Source organism: Methanobrevibacter sp., from assembly GCF_017447225.1.
Classification (GTDB): Archaea; Methanobacteriota; Methanobacteria; order Methanobacteriales; family Methanobacteriaceae; genus Methanocatella.
The window spans coordinates 1-18985 of record NZ_JAFSNZ010000092.1; the positions used below are offsets into that span (position 1 = coordinate 1).

At 36.7% G+C, this 18985-nt stretch carries 25 protein-coding genes and 1 tRNA gene; 18 read left to right on the top strand and 8 right to left on the bottom strand.

All coding sequences use genetic code 11. The annotated features are described in order from the left end of the window. The first annotated feature begins 103 nt into the window (after positions 1-103). Positions 104-442, top strand: coding sequence for a hypothetical protein (locus IJQ68_RS08805; RefSeq protein ID WP_292799330.1), 339 nt, complete (start codon positions 104-106; stop codon positions 440-442). A gap of 44 nt (positions 443-486) precedes the next feature. On the opposite strand, the gene IJQ68_RS08810 is transcribed toward IJQ68_RS08805, so the two are convergent. After that, the gene (locus tag IJQ68_RS08810; RefSeq protein ID WP_292799333.1) at positions 487-1113 is read right to left on the bottom strand and encodes a flavodoxin family protein; all 627 of its coding nucleotides are present in this window, start codon (positions 1111-1113) and stop codon (positions 487-489) included. A gap of 120 nt (positions 1114-1233) precedes the next feature. Here IJQ68_RS08810 and IJQ68_RS08815 point away from each other — a divergent pair. From IJQ68_RS08815 to IJQ68_RS08835, 5 genes are all read left to right on the top strand, one after another. Continuing rightward, positions 1234-1306, top strand: a tRNA-Ala gene (locus IJQ68_RS08815). A 38-nt stretch (positions 1307-1344) separates the two neighbouring features. Further along, on the top strand, positions 1345-2427 hold the full coding sequence (locus IJQ68_RS08820) for a hypothetical protein (RefSeq protein WP_292799336.1): 1083 nt from the start codon (positions 1345-1347) through the stop codon (positions 2425-2427). A 20-nt stretch (positions 2428-2447) separates the two neighbouring features. After that, positions 2448-2906 carry a DUF1890 domain-containing protein gene (locus IJQ68_RS08825; protein WP_292799339.1) on the top strand — a complete coding sequence of 153 codons (459 nt, stop codon included), beginning with the start codon at positions 2448-2450 and terminating at the stop codon, positions 2904-2906. 1 nt (position 2907) lies between these two features. Then, a complete protein-coding gene (locus IJQ68_RS08830; RefSeq protein ID WP_292799342.1) occupies positions 2908-3213 on the top strand; it encodes a DUF1894 domain-containing protein in 306 nt (101 codons plus the stop codon). An 8-nt stretch (positions 3214-3221) separates the two neighbouring features. After that, the gene (locus IJQ68_RS08835) at positions 3222-4166 is read left to right on the top strand and encodes a methionine synthase (protein ID WP_292799345.1); all 945 of its coding nucleotides are present in this window, start codon (positions 3222-3224) and stop codon (positions 4164-4166) included. Between the two features lie 2 nt (positions 4167-4168). On the opposite strand, the gene IJQ68_RS08840 is transcribed toward IJQ68_RS08835, so the two are convergent. Further along, positions 4169-5245 (bottom strand): NADH-dependent flavin oxidoreductase, encoded by a 1077-nt coding sequence (locus IJQ68_RS08840; RefSeq protein WP_292799348.1) that lies wholly within the window; start codon positions 5243-5245, stop codon positions 4169-4171. A gap of 63 nt (positions 5246-5308) precedes the next feature. Here IJQ68_RS08840 and IJQ68_RS08845 point away from each other — a divergent pair, with 63 nt between their 5' ends. Together IJQ68_RS08845 and IJQ68_RS08850 are read left to right on the top strand one after the other, a co-directional pair. Further along, positions 5309-5785 (top strand): GNAT family N-acetyltransferase, encoded by a 477-nt coding sequence (locus IJQ68_RS08845; protein ID WP_292799351.1) that lies wholly within the window; start codon positions 5309-5311, stop codon positions 5783-5785. Between the two features lie 72 nt (positions 5786-5857). After that, positions 5858-6247 carry a GNAT family N-acetyltransferase gene (locus IJQ68_RS08850; RefSeq protein WP_342765143.1) on the top strand — a complete coding sequence of 130 codons (390 nt, stop codon included), beginning with the start codon at positions 5858-5860 and terminating at the stop codon, positions 6245-6247. A 30-nt stretch (positions 6248-6277) separates the two neighbouring features. Here the strand turns inward: IJQ68_RS08850 and cobM are convergent, their stop codons facing one another. After that, positions 6278-7030, bottom strand: coding sequence for a precorrin-4 C(11)-methyltransferase (cobM, locus tag IJQ68_RS08855; protein WP_292799354.1), 753 nt, complete (start codon positions 7028-7030; stop codon positions 6278-6280). Positions 7031-7207: 177 nt separating this feature from the next. Here cobM and IJQ68_RS08860 point away from each other — a divergent pair, with 177 nt between their 5' ends. From IJQ68_RS08860 to IJQ68_RS08875, 4 genes are read left to right on the top strand one after another with little or no spacing between them, the layout of a single operon-like run. Beyond that, positions 7208-7543 (top strand): hypothetical protein, encoded by a 336-nt coding sequence (locus tag IJQ68_RS08860; protein WP_292799360.1) that lies wholly within the window; start codon positions 7208-7210, stop codon positions 7541-7543. Then, positions 7540-8040, top strand: coding sequence for a class III signal peptide-containing protein (locus tag IJQ68_RS08865; RefSeq protein ID WP_292799363.1), 501 nt, complete (start codon positions 7540-7542; stop codon positions 8038-8040). The genes IJQ68_RS08860 and IJQ68_RS08865 overlap by 4 nt, the downstream gene beginning before the upstream one ends. 26 nt (positions 8041-8066) lie before the next feature. Continuing rightward, a complete protein-coding gene (locus IJQ68_RS08870) occupies positions 8067-8450 on the top strand; it encodes a carboxymuconolactone decarboxylase family protein (RefSeq protein ID WP_292799366.1) in 384 nt (127 codons plus the stop codon). Positions 8451-8455: 5 nt separating this feature from the next. Continuing rightward, a complete protein-coding gene (locus IJQ68_RS08875) occupies positions 8456-8824 on the top strand; it encodes a hypothetical protein (RefSeq protein ID WP_292799369.1) in 369 nt (122 codons plus the stop codon). Here the strand turns inward: IJQ68_RS08875 and IJQ68_RS08880 are convergent. From IJQ68_RS08880 to mtxX, 3 genes are read right to left on the bottom strand one after another with little or no spacing between them, the layout of a single operon-like run. Then, a complete protein-coding gene (locus tag IJQ68_RS08880) occupies positions 8821-9582 on the bottom strand; it encodes a TatD family hydrolase (RefSeq protein WP_292799372.1) in 762 nt (253 codons plus the stop codon). The genes IJQ68_RS08875 and IJQ68_RS08880 overlap by 4 nt on opposite strands. Positions 9583-9585: 3 nt before the next feature. After that, complete coding sequence (gene uppS / locus IJQ68_RS08885; protein ID WP_292799375.1) at positions 9586-10350, bottom strand: polyprenyl diphosphate synthase; 765 nt, start codon at positions 10348-10350, stop codon at positions 9586-9588. A 49-nt stretch (positions 10351-10399) separates the two neighbouring features. Next, positions 10400-11116 (bottom strand): methanogenesis marker protein Mmp4/MtxX, encoded by a 717-nt coding sequence (mtxX, locus tag IJQ68_RS08890; RefSeq protein WP_292799377.1) that lies wholly within the window; start codon positions 11114-11116, stop codon positions 10400-10402. Positions 11117-11313: 197 nt separating this feature from the next. Here mtxX and IJQ68_RS08895 point away from each other — a divergent pair, with 197 nt between their 5' ends. After that, the gene (locus IJQ68_RS08895; protein WP_292799380.1) at positions 11314-11589 is read left to right on the top strand and encodes a transcriptional regulator; all 276 of its coding nucleotides are present in this window, start codon (positions 11314-11316) and stop codon (positions 11587-11589) included. 10 nt (positions 11590-11599) lie between these two features. On the opposite strand, the gene IJQ68_RS08900 is transcribed toward IJQ68_RS08895, so the two are convergent. Both IJQ68_RS08900 and IJQ68_RS08905 read right to left on the bottom strand, forming a co-directional pair. Beyond that, positions 11600-12979, bottom strand: a complete 1380-nt coding sequence (locus IJQ68_RS08900; RefSeq protein ID WP_292799383.1) for a 2,3-diphosphoglycerate synthetase — start codon at positions 12977-12979, stop codon at positions 11600-11602. Between the two features lie 64 nt (positions 12980-13043). Further along, positions 13044-13331, bottom strand: coding sequence for a UPF0058 family protein (locus IJQ68_RS08905; protein ID WP_292799386.1), 288 nt, complete (start codon positions 13329-13331; stop codon positions 13044-13046). Between the two features lie 280 nt (positions 13332-13611). On the opposite strand from IJQ68_RS08905, the gene comA reads away from it, so the two are divergent. The 5 genes from comA to IJQ68_RS08930 form a co-directional block, all read left to right on the top strand. Further along, positions 13612-14385 (top strand): phosphosulfolactate synthase, encoded by a 774-nt coding sequence (gene comA / locus IJQ68_RS08910; RefSeq protein ID WP_292799389.1) that lies wholly within the window; start codon positions 13612-13614, stop codon positions 14383-14385. An 11-nt stretch (positions 14386-14396) separates the two neighbouring features. Then, on the top strand, positions 14397-15647 hold the full coding sequence (locus tag IJQ68_RS08915; RefSeq protein ID WP_292799392.1) for a methanogenesis marker 16 metalloprotein: 1251 nt from the start codon (positions 14397-14399) through the stop codon (positions 15645-15647). A gap of 10 nt (positions 15648-15657) precedes the next feature. Continuing rightward, positions 15658-16260, top strand: coding sequence for a ferredoxin:CoB-CoM heterodisulfide reductase subunit HdrC (gene hdrC, locus IJQ68_RS08920; RefSeq protein WP_292799396.1), 603 nt, complete (start codon positions 15658-15660; stop codon positions 16258-16260). Further along, on the top strand, positions 16257-17198 hold the full coding sequence (gene hdrB, locus IJQ68_RS08925; RefSeq protein WP_292799399.1) for a ferredoxin:CoB-CoM heterodisulfide reductase subunit HdrB: 942 nt from the start codon (positions 16257-16259) through the stop codon (positions 17196-17198). The genes hdrC and hdrB overlap by 4 nt, the downstream gene beginning before the upstream one ends. Continuing rightward, positions 17195-18985, top strand: a 1791-nt coding sequence (locus IJQ68_RS08930; protein ID WP_292799403.1) for a CoB--CoM heterodisulfide reductase iron-sulfur subunit A family protein, incomplete at its 3' end; no start/stop codon positions are given. The genes hdrB and IJQ68_RS08930, both read left to right, overlap by 4 nt.

Sequence of the window (18985 nt, forward strand, 5' to 3'; positions counted from 1 at the left end):
AGGGATGTTAATGCCAGTATTAATATCCTCGACAGAGGTCTAGAACTCGTAGGGGCTACGGGGCAGTAAAATTTCCAAAATAATATACAATATATTTTTTGGTTTGCGAATCCCCGCCCTCTACAGGGCGGGGAGGTTCAAAGAAAATGAGGGTTATGATACGATTAATTACTTTACAAAACATCCGCAGCTATCAAATGAGCTGATCGATAAACTGATTGAAAAAGAAATTTCATTGATTGGCGTAGATTTTGCTGGAGTTAGAAATGGTGCTGAACACACTCCAAAAGACCAATACTGTGCAGATAATGGTGTATTTATCGTTGAAAATCTCTGTAATCTAAAAAAATTACTGAAATATGATAAATTTGTCGTAAACACGTATCCTATGAACTTTTCAGATGTAACAGGACTTCCATGCCGCGTAATTGCTGAAATGTAAAAAAAGGCAATGGTTATTGTTGATAGTTTTCACCATCAACGCATTCATTCATCAATGAAATTGGTAAAGGTAATCTCTTCATATTCCGGTTTTTCAATTCCGGATTCTGATGCGGCCTTCTGTGAATTTAAAAGGTAAGCAAAGTTTTTGGCCAAGGTTCTCATTGTCTGAAGGCCTTCCAAATCCTTTTCCACATCCTCTGCTGTATATCCGTGGACCTGATTCCAGTACTGTGAACTGACAACATGCATGTTTGTCATTAGGAAATACTGGTTTAACCTTTCAAATGCTCCTGAAGCACCTCCTCTTCTGCAGGATACAACTGAAGCTGCAAACTTGCCGGTAATTTTAGATTTGTCGATACTGAAGATAAATCTGTCCATGAAAGATGTAAGTCTTCCATTGGCTCCACCGTAGTAAACCGGAGACCCAATTATTATTCCGTCGAATTCATCAAATCTTTCAGCTGTTTCATTCACTAAATCATCATACACGCATCTTCCATGAAATTGGCATCCGAAACATGCAATGCAGTCTTGCATAGGTTCTTTTCCTAACCAGAGTATTTCACTTTCAATGTTATTTCTTTCAAGCTCAGAACAAACCTCTTCCAGCGCACGGTTAACGCATCCTTCCTCATTAGGACTTCCGTTAATAAGTAATATTTTCATAATTTTCACCCTGAATAAAAATATTTTTTTCATGATTTATAAAATATAATCAAAAAGTATTTTATAATTAAAGAATCATATATGTAATATGAGTATGATTTTTTCATATGCTATTTTATAGGGCTGGTAGCTCAGATGGTAGATCGTCGCCTTGGCATGGCGGAGGCCCCGGGTTCAAATCCCGGTCAGTCCACTTTAATTTATTTAATTAATTTAAATTGTGATTCAAATATGATGTTAATAGCTCAAAACCATTTACAGCTAATATTGGAAGTTGGGATAATGCTGTTTATCCTGATGGTTTTTGTCTTAAACCTAATTCCACTATCATTAAGTGTTGTGACATTTTTATCCCTATTTTTGGCAGGAGGTTTCACTCTTCTTTTCGGAGCGGATATCGCATTGCTTGTTATATCTTCAAGTCAGGCGGAATTTACGCATCCATTTGGACCAATCGCTCTTATGGGAGCAGTCACTGCTTTGGCATCGCTGAAGGTGATGAAGAACTCGGGAGTGGATGTGCGGCCGCTTAGAAGATTTGTAGTTTTATTCATTGTTGGTATTACAGTCTTCGGTGGATTAATGCACAGGTCTTTCCTGTTGTTATGGATTTTAGGATTATTCATCGGTTATCTTATGATATCCAAGACTTTCAGGGAAAAATCAATTCTAACAGCTAGAAGAATCTTAATCTTTTTAGGTGTGGCTGTAGCAGGATTTTTGGGTTTGGAAGTTATTTCAAGAATATCTGGAATGACAATCTTTTCACCGATGTTGAGGCTGTCAAGGCTTGAACAATACTCATTGTCAAGTGTAAAAATGGTATTGAATAACATTCAGCTCATAGGTCACAGCGGAAACGCATCCTATTGGGGTGCTGAAGGAACAGCCTTTGCTGAAGGATACATCACACTTCCTATGCAACTGGTATTATTTTTCGGTTTGCCTTTCCCAATGTTTTTCGGTGTACTGGTCAACCAGAAAGATACAGTCGACTATATGCTTCCTGGAATTATGGGTTACGGATTTGATTTCGGATATTTAGGACTTATCGGTTTAATCGTATTTGTTTTAGGTACAATTATCATTGGTTTAAAAATATTAACAATGTACCGTGAGAAAAGAGAGAAAAACAGTAAGAAATACTTAGGTAAGGAAGTATTATTAATCGGTGCATTATCTGCGTTTTCTGCACAGGCTTTAATCGGTTTATTCATATTTAACAGGACTATTAACGGTACTGCATTATTGGCATTCATGTTCTTGGGATGTGTAATATTGGCTAATGCAGTCACTTTAAAATCAAGAACTTAAATTTATAGGGAGAGTATAAAATGAAAGCTTTAATTTTATTAGGTTGTCCGGAAACTCCATCTCAAACTCCGATGGCAGTTTATGCTTTTGATAAATTAACAAAACTGGGTTATGATACAACTATCGCTGCCAATCCTGCAGCCGCAAAACTGGTTAAGATATCAGACCCTGAAGGATATTACAACCTCAACATCGTTGATTTGGAAAGGACTTTAGGTGAAGTCCAAGCCGGAGATTACGATTTACTGCTAGGTTTTGTCCACAAAGATGCGGCAGCAGCATTTTTCGTAACATTTGACCAAATATTAGATACCAAATCAATTGCATTAGTATTTGAAAGAGACCTTGATGTGGTCGGTCAGTTTGTTGAAATGATTGAAGAAAGTGGAAGCAAAGCTAAAATATGTGCTGTCAGAGCGTTCCATAATCCTTCACCAATTAAAATTAACCTAGATAAGGCATTAAAGGAGTTGGAATAAAATGTCATTTTGTTTAGATACATATCTTCAGCAATCAGATAACTATGAAATCCATGCTTCCAAAGCAGGTTTTAAAGATTGTGCTATGATTATCCGTTTTAAAGCTGATGAAATCGTTTATGTCAAACCTGGCGATCAGGTATTGGGTGTTCGTGTTATAGGAATCCCTCCAATTCCAATCGGAATCGATGATGAGAAAGGAACTGTTTTCATTCCATATACAAAACCTTGCCACGGTACTTCCGTTGTAGAGCTTCCTATTGATGAAGAAGAAATAGAAAACATCAGAAAAATGAATACTCAATAAGTGATCATATGCGTTCTACTGTTGTTGGCAGTTATCCTGTAGAAATCAAAGAGCCTTCCACAACTAAAGATAAGGTGCTTAAGATTTTCGGGTCTTATGATCCCTTTAAACAGTCCATTAAGCAGTCCGTATTTTCCCAGCTTGATGCGGGTGTTGATATCATATCTGACGGTCAGGTAAGGGGAGATATGGTTTCCAGTTTTTCCAAATACATTCCCGGATTTAAAATTGAGGAAGGAAACACTTTCATTGTCTCCAAGATAAGAAAACCTACCGGTGAAATTTCCGTTAAGGATTTGCTCTATGCAAAAAAGCTGATTAAAGAATATTTTAATGGAAATGTCCCTGAAGGTAAGGGAATTAAGGGTATCGTTACAGGTCCATCAACTATCATTCATTCATCCAGAATCACTTCTTTTTATAAAAACAAGGATGATGCAATCATTGACTTGGCACACAGTCTTAAATCAGAAGTCGATGCCATTGAAAAAAAGGTCAGTCCGGTTTATATTCAGGTTGATGAACCTTTCTTATCAACAGGCATGGTAAACATGAAGGTTGCCCGTGAAGCCATTGACATATTGCATGACGGTTTGAGTGTTCCTCTTGCTATGCATGTCTGCGGAACTATTGATGGGGCATATAAGGACCTTGCAAAGTTCAATGTTGAAATTTTGGACTTTGAATTTGCCGGAAACAATGTGAATATTGATGTTTTGGAAAATAATATTGGCCTGTTCAAAGGCAAAAAGATAGGTTTCGGATGCATTGATTCCGCTAAAAATGAAGTGGATTCATACAAGACTACTGAAGATCTGATTTCCCGTGGAATAAATATTGTCGGTGAGGATAATATTCTTTTAGATCCGGACTGTGGTCTTAGGAGAGCTCCTATGGATGTTGCTTTTGATAAATTAAAATTAATGAATGATATTAAAGATAAATATCATTAATCTCATTCGAGTTTAGACACGTCCCATGTCGCAGGCCTGTGAATATGGCACGTACTTGTTTTTTTCCAATAGCAGTTATTGCATGAAATGCATTTGCTTACCGCCTCATCATCCATTTGCCAGTCAACCAAAAAGCTAGGGTCGGCCACAAATGGTCTTTGCATTGAAATGAAGTCAATATTTGTTTTGTTCAGGATTTCATTAATCTGTGCTTTGCTGTTTGCTCCACCACCTAAAATAACAGGAATATTCACATTCTTTATTATTTCATTGCAGGCTGATATCAAAGGATTTTTGTCTTTCCTGACTCTGGATTTGAATCCAGGCGGAGTCCTGTCCTGATACTCTTTTGAAAAGAACTGCGGAGAACGTGGCATTGTAATCTGAAGGCTGTCCACGCCAAACTTTTCCAGCAATTTAGCTATTTCAATTGTCTCTTCCAATGTCATTCCATCAGCCTGAATATCAAAAGCGTTCAGTCTGCAGTTGATATGCAATTTGGTGGTTTCTTTTATGACCTTAATCATCTCAAGCACGATTCTTAAACGGTTTAAAGTGTTTCCACCATATTTGTCTTCTCTTTTGTTGAAGTATGGGTTGATGAATCTTGTCAGGAAGTAATAGTTACCTAAAGCTATCTGAACACCGTCAAAACCTGCATAATCAAATTTCTGACAGGCCATGATGAAATCTGTCTGTATTTTTCTGATGTCTTCAATAGTGACATCATCAACTGGAATATTGTGGTCTGCATGCTTGTTGAACTGCACAAATCCTAGCTGTGCAAAAATAGGAACATCATAAAGATGCACAAGGTCAGTTAAATCCTTTGCTTCACGTACAAACTGCTTAAAATGTATTGTTTGTGAATATTTGGAAAAAACGTCTCTCGGATAAAGTGATATCAGTTCTGTTATTATCAAACCAACACCGCTTGCAGCTATATTTTCGTAACGATTATAAATTTCCGGTGTCATATTGCCTGATTTTTCTCTTTCGGATTCCCATAATCCTGTTCTTACAATACGGCTGTTAAGATTAAACTCCCCAAATTCACAATAATCAAATAAGTCTTTCATGTGAATATTTAAGTATAAATTACTATAAAAAAGTATAATATAAATTAATTTTAGATGATTGTTATGGCCGATTTAACTTTTAGAAATGCGTCCGAAGAGGATGTTGGATTGATTTTGGAATATATCAGAAAGCTTGCCGATTATGAAAAAAGACTCGATGAAGTTATTGCAACAGAAGAAGAGCTGAAAAAATGGATTTTTGATAAAAATCAGGCCGAAGTCATTTTCGCTTTGGAAGATGGAAAGGAAATAGGTTTTGCACTCTTCTTTTTGAGCTTTTCAACTTACATTTCCAACGTCAACCTGCATTTGGAGGATTTATTCATTGATCCTGAGTATCGCGGAAAAGGCTATGGTAAGGCATTGCTTAAGAAATTGGCCAAAATCGTGGTTGAGCGGGGCTATGGAAGATTTGAATGGACATGCCTCAGCTGGAATCAGCCAAGCATTGACTTTTACTTGTCATTAGGAGCCAAACAGATGGACTGGAACGTTTTCCATCTGACTGGTGATGAGCTGAAAAAACTTGCAGAGGATTAATTCAGGAGTGGTGTTAGTATTAACTGGAAGCTGAAGAAATTTGATGAGCTTACAAACGATGAGCTCTATGATATTTTAAAGTTAAGGTCAGAGGTCTTTGTTGTCGAGCAGGACTGCGTTTACAATGATTTGGATGACAAAGATAAGGTTGCTTATCATCTCTTTTTAAAGGATTCGGATGAAATTGTTGCGGTTTCAAGAATTCTGCCTGAAAATGTACGATTTGAAGAGTTTTCTATTGGCCGTGTTATCGTTAAAAAATCTCACAGGGGCAGGGGACTGTCTCGAATCATGATGAACATGGCAATTGACTTTATAATCAATGATTTAAATCAGAATAAAATCAGACTTTCTGGTCAGGCATATCTTAGTGATTATTACATAAGTTTGGGCTTTAAAAAGGTTTCTGATGTCTATCTGGAAGATGGTATTGATCATTTTGAGTTTTTGTATGAAAAATAGAATGTTTCCCTAAAATGTGTTAGGGAAAACTTAACGATATTCGTGTTTAAAGTTAGGGTCATATAGCTTGGAAGCTGTAAAATCACCTGGGTCTAGGACATCACCAACTACAATCATTGCAGTCTTTGTAATATTGGCTTCTTTTACTTTTCCTGCAATATCCTTGAGGGTTCCTCTAATTATTTCCTGGTCAGGCCAAGTTGCTTTTTTGACTACTGCTACAGGTGTGTCTTCGCTGTATCCTTCAAGCAGTTCATCGACAACCTTGTCAATCATGGAAATTCCTAAAAAGATGCACATTGTGGCCTGATGTTTTGAAAAGCTTCTGATACTTTCAAGCTCTTTTTTAGGTGTTCTTCCGGCAGGACGGGTGATAATTACACTTTGTGAAACTTCAGGAATAGTCAGCTCGGCTTCAAGCACACTTGCAGTACCGAACAGTGAACTTACTCCAGGAATTATTTCATATTCTATGTCATACTTTTTCAGTTCCCTAATCTGTTCGCCTATAGCGCCGTAAATTGCAGGATCGCCTGTATGGACACGTGCAACAAGCTGGTCTTTTTTCATTGCTTTTACAATAATGTCTGTAGTTTCTTCAAGATTCAGATAAGCGCTGTTATGAACTTCACAATCATCTTTTCTAGGATTTAAAACTTCTTTGTTAACAAGAGAACCGGCATAAATAATAACATCTGCCTTTTCAATTACTTTTCTTCCTTTGACTGTTATTAAATCAGGGTCTCCAGGACCTGCTCCAATAAAAATAACTTTTCCTGTCATGAATATTGATTTATTTCAACTAATATTTAATTATTATTAAGTTGAAATTCCAAGTTGAAGGCAATATTGCTTTTAAAAATGAGTTAACTTTATTAATATTAAAGATAACCTAAAAACATGGACAATCAAGGTTTTATATCAGTGGAATTTTTATTTTCACTATTTATAATATTAATTGTGGCTACTGGATTGCTCGTTTATTCACAAAATACAATGAATTCAAGTTTGAATATTGAATCCAACTTTAACCATAGGCTGATTCTTGATAATGTGGCAAATACAATCAGTGAAGTTGATTCAAATGGTGAATTCTATTCAAAGTACTTGAAATTACCTGTAACCGGTAAAAATTATGTACTGACACTGGAAAAGAATAAATTAACAATTGAATATGACAATAAAAAGGGAGAACAATACGTTCCTTTCATAGATTCTTATTCAACTTATAAAATGTATCCTGGTCGCATTTATACAATTGAAAAAACGCATGAGGGGAAAATACTGATAACATGATGATAGACAATAGAGGACAGATTAGTGCGGAATTTCTATTGCTGGTAGGCTCGCTGATTGTGGTTATGTTAATAGCGCTGTCATTTATTGCATCTGAAAATGAATTATCTTTGGCAATGTCTGCTGCAAGAAATGGGGTTAATGAAGGCAGTTCCTTCGCATCCAGTGCAATTTATCCGATGGAAACATTTGAAGATTATTCAAGAGCAAATAATCTGTTAGTGATTCCGTCATCCGTAGAAATAATTAATGTCAGCTATACTGATATGGGTTATGATTCAAATTTCGACAAGAATAGAATTCAGTTTAAGGTTTATGCACATTCCTCAAAGGATCTTGATAAAAAAGAGCTGGACTCAATTGGGGATAGAATTAATTATAACCTGAGAAAATCCATTGCATTGACATTTGAGTCAACCAAATCAACAAACAAACTGTACAATCCAGTCTTTTCGCCCCATTATATTTTCACAACAGCAAATGTTAAGTGGGTTTAAAGGTAAAATAGTAATTGGTGTTAATAATGGAAGATCGATTTGAAAAAGGTATGAGTGTTTTAAGAATAACAAACAAAGACACAATTGAAGATATTTTCAAACAACTGGAGGATATAGCTCCTGAATTGGGAAGATTTATTGTTGAGTTTCCTTATTCTGAAATATATACTCGCAAGGAAGTTGACTTGAAAACCCGTGAATTATGTACAGTTGCAGCCCTAACGACTCTTGGAACAATCCCTCAGCTTAAAGATCATATCAATGCTGCTTTGGCTGTCGGCAACTCTCCAGGTGAAATTGTTGAAATAATAATGCAGATGACCGCATATGCAGGTTTTCCAAAAGCCATCAATGGAATAATGGCTGCCAAAGAAGTCTTTGCCGAAAAGGATTTGCTTCCGGTGGAATGATATTAATGTATAGTGATGATGAAAAAGAACAGTTGATGAAGGATTTAGAGGAAATGGAATCACTGAAAGTTGACACGGGTGATGAAGGAAAGATTCTGCAGGAAAATTTGATTGATTTTATCGAAAATGGAAACGGCGACAAGTCAGATTTGATTTTCAGGATTGAATTATACACATACGCTTTCAAACTATTTTCACGTAAAGAAGTGAAATTAGATAACAATCAGTTCTATGTCTACTTAAATGATTCTATTCTGGAATATGAAAAAATCGAGTTAATAAAAAAGGATTTGGATAAATTTGAACTGGTGATTGAAGCGGTTGAAGATAATGGTGAAATATTGATTAATCTGGTTTTCACATACCATTACTAAATCTTAAATACTTCACGTGCGTTGTTGGTAGTTATGCTATCAACACTTTCAACATCCATATTTTTTATTTTAGCTATTTTTTTAACTGCATTAACCACATTAACAGGTTCATTTCTCTCTTCTTTTGTCATGGCCAAATATGGACTGTCTGTTTCAGTCAGTACATGGTCAAGTGAAATCTTTTCAATCAGGTCCTGATGGGCTTTTGAGTAGCACAGCATTGTGGAAAAGCTCATGAAATAATTGTCTTTGTCCATTATTCTTTTTGCAGTCTTTAAGCTTCCGCTGTAGCAGTGAAATACTACATATGGGATGTCATCATATTCAAGAACCATGTTCAATGCCTTTTTCTCACAGTCTCTAACGTGCATTAATAAGGGCACTTTATAGTCATTGGCTATTTCAATAAAGCTTGTAAATATTTCCCTTTGCTTTTCACGCAAAGCCTTATCTTTAACATAAAAGAAATCCATTCCGACTTCACCGATTGCCACAATATTGTCTAAATTGTCGATTAAGTGCTCCTGTGCTGATTTCAGTTCTTCATCAGTGCAGTTTTGTGATGAAACAGGGTGGTATCCAAATGACGGATAAATGAAGTCTTTATACTCTGAACATAAATCAAGTACGCCTTGGTTGCTTTCATAACCGATGCCTGACACGATTACTGCATCCAGTTTTTCCTGTGCTCTTTTTATAACCTGGTCTCTGTCAGAATCATATTCTTCAAAATCAATGTGGCAGTGTGTATCTATCATGTATTATACTCCGAATCTGCGTTCTCTTGCTTGGTATGATCTTATTGCTCTTAAAAAGTCTACTCTTCTGAGTTCAGGCCATAATGTTTCACAGAAGTACAGTTCAGAGTATGATGATTGCCATAGGAGGAATCCGCTTAAGCGCTCTTCTCCGCTTGTTCTGATGATGAGGTTAGGGTCATCGAGCCCTCCGGTGTATAGGTTCTGGCTGACTAAATCTTCATCAACGTCATCAATTGAGATTTTTCCGTCCTGAACGTCTTTAATTATCTTTTTAAATGAGTCAATGATTTCCAGCCTTCCATCATATCCGATTGCCAAGTTTAAAAATTTTTTATTATAATTTTTAGTTGCTTCTTCAGCTTCTTTAATGGCTTCTTTTACATCATCCGGAAGTAGTTCTGTTCTTCCGACAACTTTAACCCTCACTTCGTTTTTATGTATTTTTTCATGGTCGACCAGTCTTTTGAAATTGTAGATGAAAAGTTTCATCAGTCCTTCAACTTCCTCTTTTGGCCTGTTAAAGTTCTCGGTTGAAAATGCATAAGCAGTAATTATTTCTATTCCTAACTCAATACTCCAGTCCAAAACTTTTTCTAATGTGTCTGCTCCAAGTTCATGTCCTTTGATTACGTCTGTGTTTCCCTGGAGCTTGGCGTATCTTCTGTTACCGTCCATAATGATAGCCACATGTTTTGGCATCTTGTTTGGGTCCAAGTCCCTTGAAATGTACCAGTCATATATCCTATAAAGTATATTTTCTCCCATTATCATTACCTGAAGTTGTTATTAGTTTAATGTATGTAATTTTTTGTTCTTAAATATTAGCTAATTTGTATGCTAATTTAAGACTTCTTAAATACCCTTGTGTATTCTGGTCACGGCTTGTGTCAATGTATATTTTGTCTATTCCGAATGTAACTGCTCCACAGCTGGGCCAGGAATTAACCAGAACAAGACTTCTGAATATTATATTTCCTATAATGCCGTTTGGAGCGATAATTACATTGCAGTTATCTTTTATTGCCTTTTCAATTAGAATATAGTGATTTTTAACTTCAAAATCAGTGTTCTCTTTAATCAGTTTTGTCAGCTCTTCGCTTTCATCTATTGATTTGGATATCTCTTCACTTCTGCCGTAGTCACCTTTTCTACCTGATGCCATAACGGCTATTTTTGGTGTTTTTGATTGCTTTTTGAGAAATTCTCCACAGTGTATTGCAATTTTCAGTTTATCTTCTATTGTTGCTCCTTCATCAATGCCTACCGGTGTCAGTAGAAATTCGACGTCTTTTCCGTTGATGTATGTTGCTCTTGAGATGTCGTCGAATATTTTGTTCAATTGTTTCATAACACTTGATGCGGGAAGTGATCCCCTTACAACGCCATCAACATCATCATTTAAAATGGCTTTAACCAAATCATCATCATTTTCTGCAAATGTGATTTCTGCATCTTCGTGTTCTTTTTCAAAGAGTTTGCATGCTTTTAAAACATTTTTATTTTCGCCGAGTCCGATTGTAATTTTTGTCATTGCTTTATTGTTTTGTTATTTTATAAATAAATATTATTGTATATTGTTCATTTTTTTCCAATTGTACAAAAATGTACTATCTATTTTTCCTATTTATTAAGTTAAAATTATTTAAATTGAACATATATGTACAATTAGTGCTTAATTTTTAAAAATACGAATTAAGTTTAAATATGATGTGAATTATATCTATTGTTATGAACGAAGATGAAATTCTAAACTCATTAGGATATGTGATGGCTTCATCATATAGGCTTAATGTAATAAAATATATTGCAAAAGGGGTGAAAATACCTTCAGATATTGCTAAACACATTGGTGTTAGAACAAATCACATATCCAATGTTTTAGCCGACTTAAAAGAGACTGGTCTGGTCATCTGCCTTAATGAAGATGCTCATAAGGGAAGATTATATAAAAATACCGAACTGTCTTTGGAAATATTAAAATATCTGGAAAATATGGAAAAATAAAAAAATAGAATCATGATGATTTGTTGAAATCATCAATCGCTTCATCTACTAATTCAATAACGCTTCTGCTCAAATCAGGATATTTATCACTAATTGCAACAGGAATATTATCACAATAAACTACTTCTAATCCCGCTTCAATGGCATCTTTTGTTGCCACGTCAACTGCAGCAGCTTTCAGTTCAGTCAACATTACATCAGCTTTATCCATATACTTGGCCATATCTTCTTTTAATAGAGGCCTGTTGGATAAATGTGCAGTAGTTCCTACAATTTCACAGCCATATTTTTCTTCAAGGTATGATACAAGCTTGTCTTTAACCTCTTCAGGAGCAGTTGTCGCAAACAGAACTTTTTTCTCGGAGATGTCTGCTAATGGTTTAGGCCTGAACACTGTTGATATGACAGTTGCATCAGGGTTTATCTCATTAACAAAATCTTCAATTTCTTTTATTTTTTCTGAACTTGTCATAGGCTCTTCACACATTGTCAGAATAACAAGGTCTCCAAGACCAATTCTGTATGGTCCGAAATATGTGGTCAGATTGCTTATTGGCTGGTTGGCTCCTATAAGTGCAATTTTTCTGTTGGTCTTTATTGGGGGAATTGCCGCACCGCTTCCTTCAAAAATAGCGAATTTGGAATCGACTTCATTTGCAAGCTGAGCGCCTTTTTTCATATTGGTTAAAAAGACTTCACCTGCCATCCCTCCTCCGCAGCGTCTGCATCCTATGGTCAGAATTCTGCTCATTAAAGCGTCTTCCCAGTGATCGCTTGCCGCATGAACTCCTTTTTGTGACTGTTCCAGTAAGAATTCAGCTGAAATTTCAAGCTCTTCACCATGAACTATTTCAGGCTCTTCAGGTCCTCCTCTTCCCATAGCTATTACGCAAGGCTCATATCCATTCTTATCAATCAGTCTGGACACAAATCCTGAAACTGCCGTCTTTCCGATACGTTTTCCGGTTCCTAAAATGGTGATTGAAGGCTTTTTCATCACATCATATTCGCTGTGAGGTTCGAATTTAAAGTCGGGACCTTTATAGGTTATTCCTTCATTTAAAACTTTACATGCAATCTTAAACCTTTTAGGATAATCAAGGATTGGTTCGTCACTCAAATCCATCACGGTATCGATGTCATATTGCCTAATCATGTCGACAATAATATCATAGGGAATATCTTTATCTTTAGCAAACTGAACGGGAACACCTAACTTTTCTGAGTATGACTCTTCAGTGTCATCCCTCAGCTTTTCAGTTCCGCCTATAAAAACAACAGCGGAAATATCAATATGCTCTATATTATTTAAAGTATCAATAGCTTCTTTTGTAACCGGCAGATAATGCTCACCGTCAACAAGACAAAGCATTTTCGTTAAACTAGTCATGGTTAAATATTTTGAAGTTAAATTATTTAATGGTTAAGGTAAAAAAAGTTTAAAAAAAAGAAAATTAAGCAACGTTAATTTCTTTTTCGGAACGAGTAACTAAATCTGCTAAAGAATTGCATACATTGTCAGGTATGGAGTTGTTGTCTTTATCAGCAATTATTTCGGATATGATTTTGCAGAGAACAAAAATAGCATGTTTGTGTTCTGCTTTAGTCTTGTGGATGTGGTGAGGGCTTATTTTCAGTGATATGTATTCGTTACAGTCGTTAGTGATTTGATCGTCTTCCGCTAAATATTTTAAAACATAAACCAAAAATTGATGTAATTGTATCATTTCATCTTTATACATAATTATCTAACCTATCATATGTTAATTAATTCGGGTTATAACTTGAATTAATTGATAATTTTTAACCTATTTTATTATGAATATTAATAATATTATTTTTAATCATATTTAAAGATGAGCATTTTTGTAACCTATTTCATATAATTATTGTGTTAATGGCGTTGTGCATATCTTTTTAGGCTAATTAGTGATTAACCTTTTTTTAGTTCAAAAAATGAAAGTTATTAATATTATATTATATAATAATTTATTAGTAATTTAAAAAAAATGATGTGATAATTTGAAAGCATTTGATTTTTTATTAACAAAAAGAGAAGAGAAGCCCAGAAGCCAGGGAATTACCATGGTTCTTGATAAGGGTTTAGGTCTTGAAACAGCTGAAAGCCTAATGGACATTTCAGGTGAATATGTCGATTATCTGAAATTCGGCTGGGGAACTTCAATCATTCACGATGAAGACATTATCAAAGCGAAAGTTGAAATGTATAAAGCTCACAATATCACCCCATATACCGGAGGCACATTGTTTGAGCTGGCTTTCATGAATGATAAACTTGATGATTTTTTCAAAAGAGCTCGTGAATTGGGTTTTCCGGCTATTGAAATATCAGACGGTTCCACAAACATATCTCATGAGGATAAACTGGATTCAATAAGAAAAGCCAAAAGTGAAGGCTTTGAGGTTTTATCCGAAGTAGGAAAAAAAGATCCTAATCTTGATAAGGAACTTACATTGGATGAGAGAATTGAGCTTATGCGCTCAGAACTTGATGCCGGCTCTTCCCTAATCATTGTTGAGGCCAGGGAAGGCGGAAAAAATATTGGAATATTTGACGCTTCAGGAAACGCCAAGGAAGATGAAATCGATTATATTTTGGATAATTTCGATGGAAGCAAGATTTTATGGGAAGCGCCTAACAAGGACCAGCAGGTGTTCTTTATCTTAAAATTGGGTAACACAGTTAATTTAGGCAATGTTTCCAGTGATGATATAACTTCTCTTGAAACCTTAAGACAGGGCTTGAGGGGAGATACTGTAGGAAAAATTATTTAGAGGGTAATATTTTGAAAAAGAGAGATATAAGCCAAATCAATGAAAAAATTGATAATGGTGAAGCCAATATTTACACTGCAGAGGAGTTTAAAAAGCTTATCAAAGAGGATAATGCTCCCAGTTTTGATGAGGTCGATGTTGTCACAACAGGAACGTGCGGTGTCATGAGCGGAACCGCAGCCATTTTAAATTTCATTGTAAGTCCTCCCGGAGAATTTATTAAAGCGGATAAGGTTTATCTGAATGGTGTTCCAGCCTTTGCAGGGCCTTGTCCAAACGAATGGCTGGGAGAAGTCGATGTAATTTTACATGGAACAACACATTCGATTGATGACGTTAACTATGGTGGAGGATTCCTTTTAAAGGAAATCATGGAAGGAAAAAGTGTGGATGTGCGTGTTGAAAGCGTTGATGGAAAGGTCATTGAAAACACAATCACCCGTGATGACATCAACAGGGCTCAGATAATTGGCTCCCGTATGGCTTTTAAAAACTACACTGCATTTACAAATCCTGGAAGTGAAGAGGTATCTTCAATATTTGCCGCAACTCCACTTAAGGGCAATCTTTCAGGTCTAACATTTTCAGGATGCGGAGATATCAATCCTTTGCAGAACGATATTCCGCACAATGTTATTAATACCGGTAAAAGGGTGCTGTTGAATGGTGCTGAAGCATATATCTTAGGTGATGGTACAAGGTCAAGTCCTCAAAAACCAAATCTGATGCTTTCAGGGGACATGACCCGGATGGATCCCTATTATTTCGGAGGATTTAAAACAGGTCAAGGCGGTGAAATCTACAACACTATAGCTATACCAATTCCTGTATTAACCGAAGAAATTTACAATAATCTGTTAATTCAGGACATTGATGTAAGCATTCCTGTAGCTGACATTAAAGGTCGTCATTTGCCGTTAGGTGAAACCAATTATTATGAGCTGTGGAAGGACTATGATTTAAGGCCAAAGTATGACAGGCAAAAATGTTCATCATGCAGCGAATGTGAAGCGGAACTGGTATGTCCTACCAATGCATTTTCAGATAAAAGCCTGGATTTAAGCCGCTGTTTCGGTTGTGGAATGTGTTCCAGCTTCTGCAGCCATGATGCATTTGATATGGATACAGGAAGCGTTGATATAAAAATCAATGAAAAAGAAGTTAATATTCCTATTATCTGCAGACAGTCAGACAGGCTTAGGGCTAACAAGTTATCACTTAAATTAAAGAAAATGATTAAATCAGGCGAATTTAAATTGTGAGGTAAGTTAAATGACTTCAAAACAGAATATTGACGACTCACCAATAGATTTTGCAGAACAAATCATAAGGGATGTAAAAAACTCAAAAGAGGATGGGGTTTTGAAATGCGTGCAATGCGGTATGTGCACATCAACATGTCCCGCCGCAAGACACTCAGACTATAATCCCCGAGACATTATAGAAAGGGTTCTTGACGGTGATGTGTCAATTTTGGATGATGATTTGATTTGGAACTGCTTTTACTGCTACACCTGCCACAGCGTGTGTCCTGTTGGGAACAGCGTATGTGAGGTAAATCAGATATTAAAACAGATTGCAATATCCAATGAAAAGGGATACGATAAGCTATATGAATATATGGGCTTTGCAGATTCATATTTCACAGCAGCAATCGGAGCAATCCCTGAAATATTTTTCGATGACATTGACCGTGACGTTCCGGGATGGAGAGACTTCAGAAACAGTCTCGGCGAAATCAGGGAAGAGCTGGAACTTGACCCTCCACTGATGCCTTCAAAAGAGGTAATAGATGAAGTAAGTAAAATTTTAACGATTACCGGATTTAAAGCAAAAATTGAAAAAATCAGAGCTTCTCAGGAGGTGGAAAAATGAAATCCATTCCGGATAAGGATATTCTGCTTTTCAGAAGCTGTCTTGTAAGCGTAGAATATCCTGGAGTCGAAGCATCCACTAAATTTGTCTTCGATAAATTGGGAATTGACTATGCAATTTCAGACAAACAGACCTGCTGTACTGGTTTGGGTCATTATTCAGATGTTTTTGACCAGGTTGATACATCAGCAATCGGAGCCCGAAACTTCAGGATAGCTAAAGACCTGAACAGGCCAAATCTTGTGATGATGTGTGCAACATGCTATGCAATCAACAAGAAATCCGTTAAACTGTTAAATAAAAAAGATGATTTGAGAGACCATATTAACAGGCTATTTGAGGATAATGATTTGGAGCATTTGAAATATGAAAAGGATGATTTAAAGCCTACAGAAAACATTTTCCATGTAGTTGATATTCTATATAATAAGATTTCCGAAATTCCTGACCATATCAAATATGATTTGAGCGAATATAAGATAGCTTCCCACCACGGATGCCACTACTGCAAGGTGCACTATGAAGACACCATCGCAGGATTCAGGGACCCAAATATTATTGATGAGCTGATTGAAGCATGCGGATGCAAGACAATCGGCTGGTATGACCATAAACGTGCTACATGCGGAACCGGATTCAGGCAAAGATATTCCAATCCTGACCTCTCATTTACGGCAACTGCAGATAAGATGAATGCATTGTGTGATGAGGAAGTTGAGATTGTTGTTCATCTATGTCCGAACTGCCATATTCAGTTTGACCGCTATCAGCCGCTGATATCAAAAAGGGAAGGCAGGGAATTTAAGGCAATACACCTGAATATTGCCCAGTTTATCGCAATCGCGATGGGCGGTGATTTCGATAAAGTTATTGGTGTCAAGGCCCATACAACACCAATAGATTCTGTTATTAAAGAGTTGAAGGAGGTTTCCAAATGAGAGATGATTTGAAAGTTGGAGTGTTTTTATGTGAATGTGGAGGAAATATCTCAGACATTGTTGATTTGGATGAAGTCAGAGCCTCCTTGGATGTTGAATTCATTGGCCAGTTTGAAAACTTGTGTTCATTGAACGGCCGTAAGATTATTCGTGATGCAATATTCGACCATAATCTGGACAGGGTTGTTGTTGCAGCATGCTCACCGATAAGTCATGAAAAGACCTTTCAGGATTATGTAAAGCCTCTAAATCCTTATCTGATGGATATGGCAAATATTCGTGAACAGTGTTCATGGGTTCACTCGGACAGCGAAAAGGCAACCCAAAAGGCAATTACCCTAATCAATGCGTCAATAGAGAAGGTAAAGCAGTCTGATGCAGTTGATCCGATTTTCTGCCAGACTCCTGATGAGGTTGCCGTAATCGGTGGGGGAATCGCAGGTATGAATGCAGCTCTATCTCTTGCAAAGCAGGGAACAAAGGTTACCTTAATCGAGCAGTCTCCATCAATCGGAGGGCACATGGCAAAGATAGGTAAGGTATTCTCACCTGTTAAAATAGCTGAAGAGTGCGGAATGTGTCTTTTAAATCCTATATTGAATGAGCTTGTATGGAACGAAAACATTGAGGTCATAACCAATGCAAAGGTAATTGAAGCCGAAAGAAGGGCAGGAACATATAATCTGATAGTTGAAAAGTCTCCCCGTTATGTTGACACTGAAAAATGTATAGCATGCGGCAAATGCGCTCAGGCATGTGAAGTTGAAGTTCCTGATGACTGGAATGACGGTCTTTCAAACAGAAAGGCAATATACAGGCCATTCGGACAGTCATATCCTGAAAGCTATGTTATTGATATGGATAACTGTACAAAATGCAGCAATTGTGTTAAAGTCTGCAATATGAGAGCTATTAAGCTCAGAGGCAGACCTGAAAGAATTCCACTGCAGGTTGGTTCAATTATTGTGGCAACAGGCCATAAGCTCTTTGACATGAACAAAAGACCGGAATATGGCTACACAAGATATGATGATGTGATAACACAATCAGAACTTGGCCGTATAACCGGTGTGAACGGTCCAACAAAAGGAAAACTCCTAAAATCAAATGGTGAGGTTCCAAAAAGAGTAGTTATGATACAGTGTGTAGGTTCAAGGGATGAAAAGCCTGACGGACACAGGTACTGTTCCAAAATATGCTGTACAGTCGCTCTTAAAAATGCAAATATCATCAAGCACAAATATCCCGAAACGGATGTTGTAATATGCTACACTGATGTCAGAACCCCCGGAATGTTTGAAAAGTACTATAAGCACACTCAGGAAAACGAAGTAAGGTTCATCAGAGGACGTCCGGGAGAGGTTGTTAAAAAAGGAGACAGTTTCATAGTCAGAACTGAAGATACTCTGAAAGGCGAATTCATTGAAATCGAGGCGGATATGGTTGTTCTTTCAACTGCAATGGAGCCTTCAGACGGTACTCGTGAAATTGCTGAAATATTGAATATCGGTACGACTGAAGACGGTTTTATCAAGGAATCCCATCCTAAAATCAAGCCTGTTGCAACAGATGTTCAGGGAATTTTCGTCTGCGGAACAGCACAGGATCCTAAAGATATTACAGAATCAATAATGCAGGCAACAGCATCCGCATCAAAAGTCTCAGAATACAATTACGGCGGTGTGGAAATCGAACCGTTCATTGCAGAAATCGACAAGGAGAAATGTATTCTCTGCGGTGACTGCATAAGCCGCTGCAAATATAAGTCAATGAGTATACAGAACGAT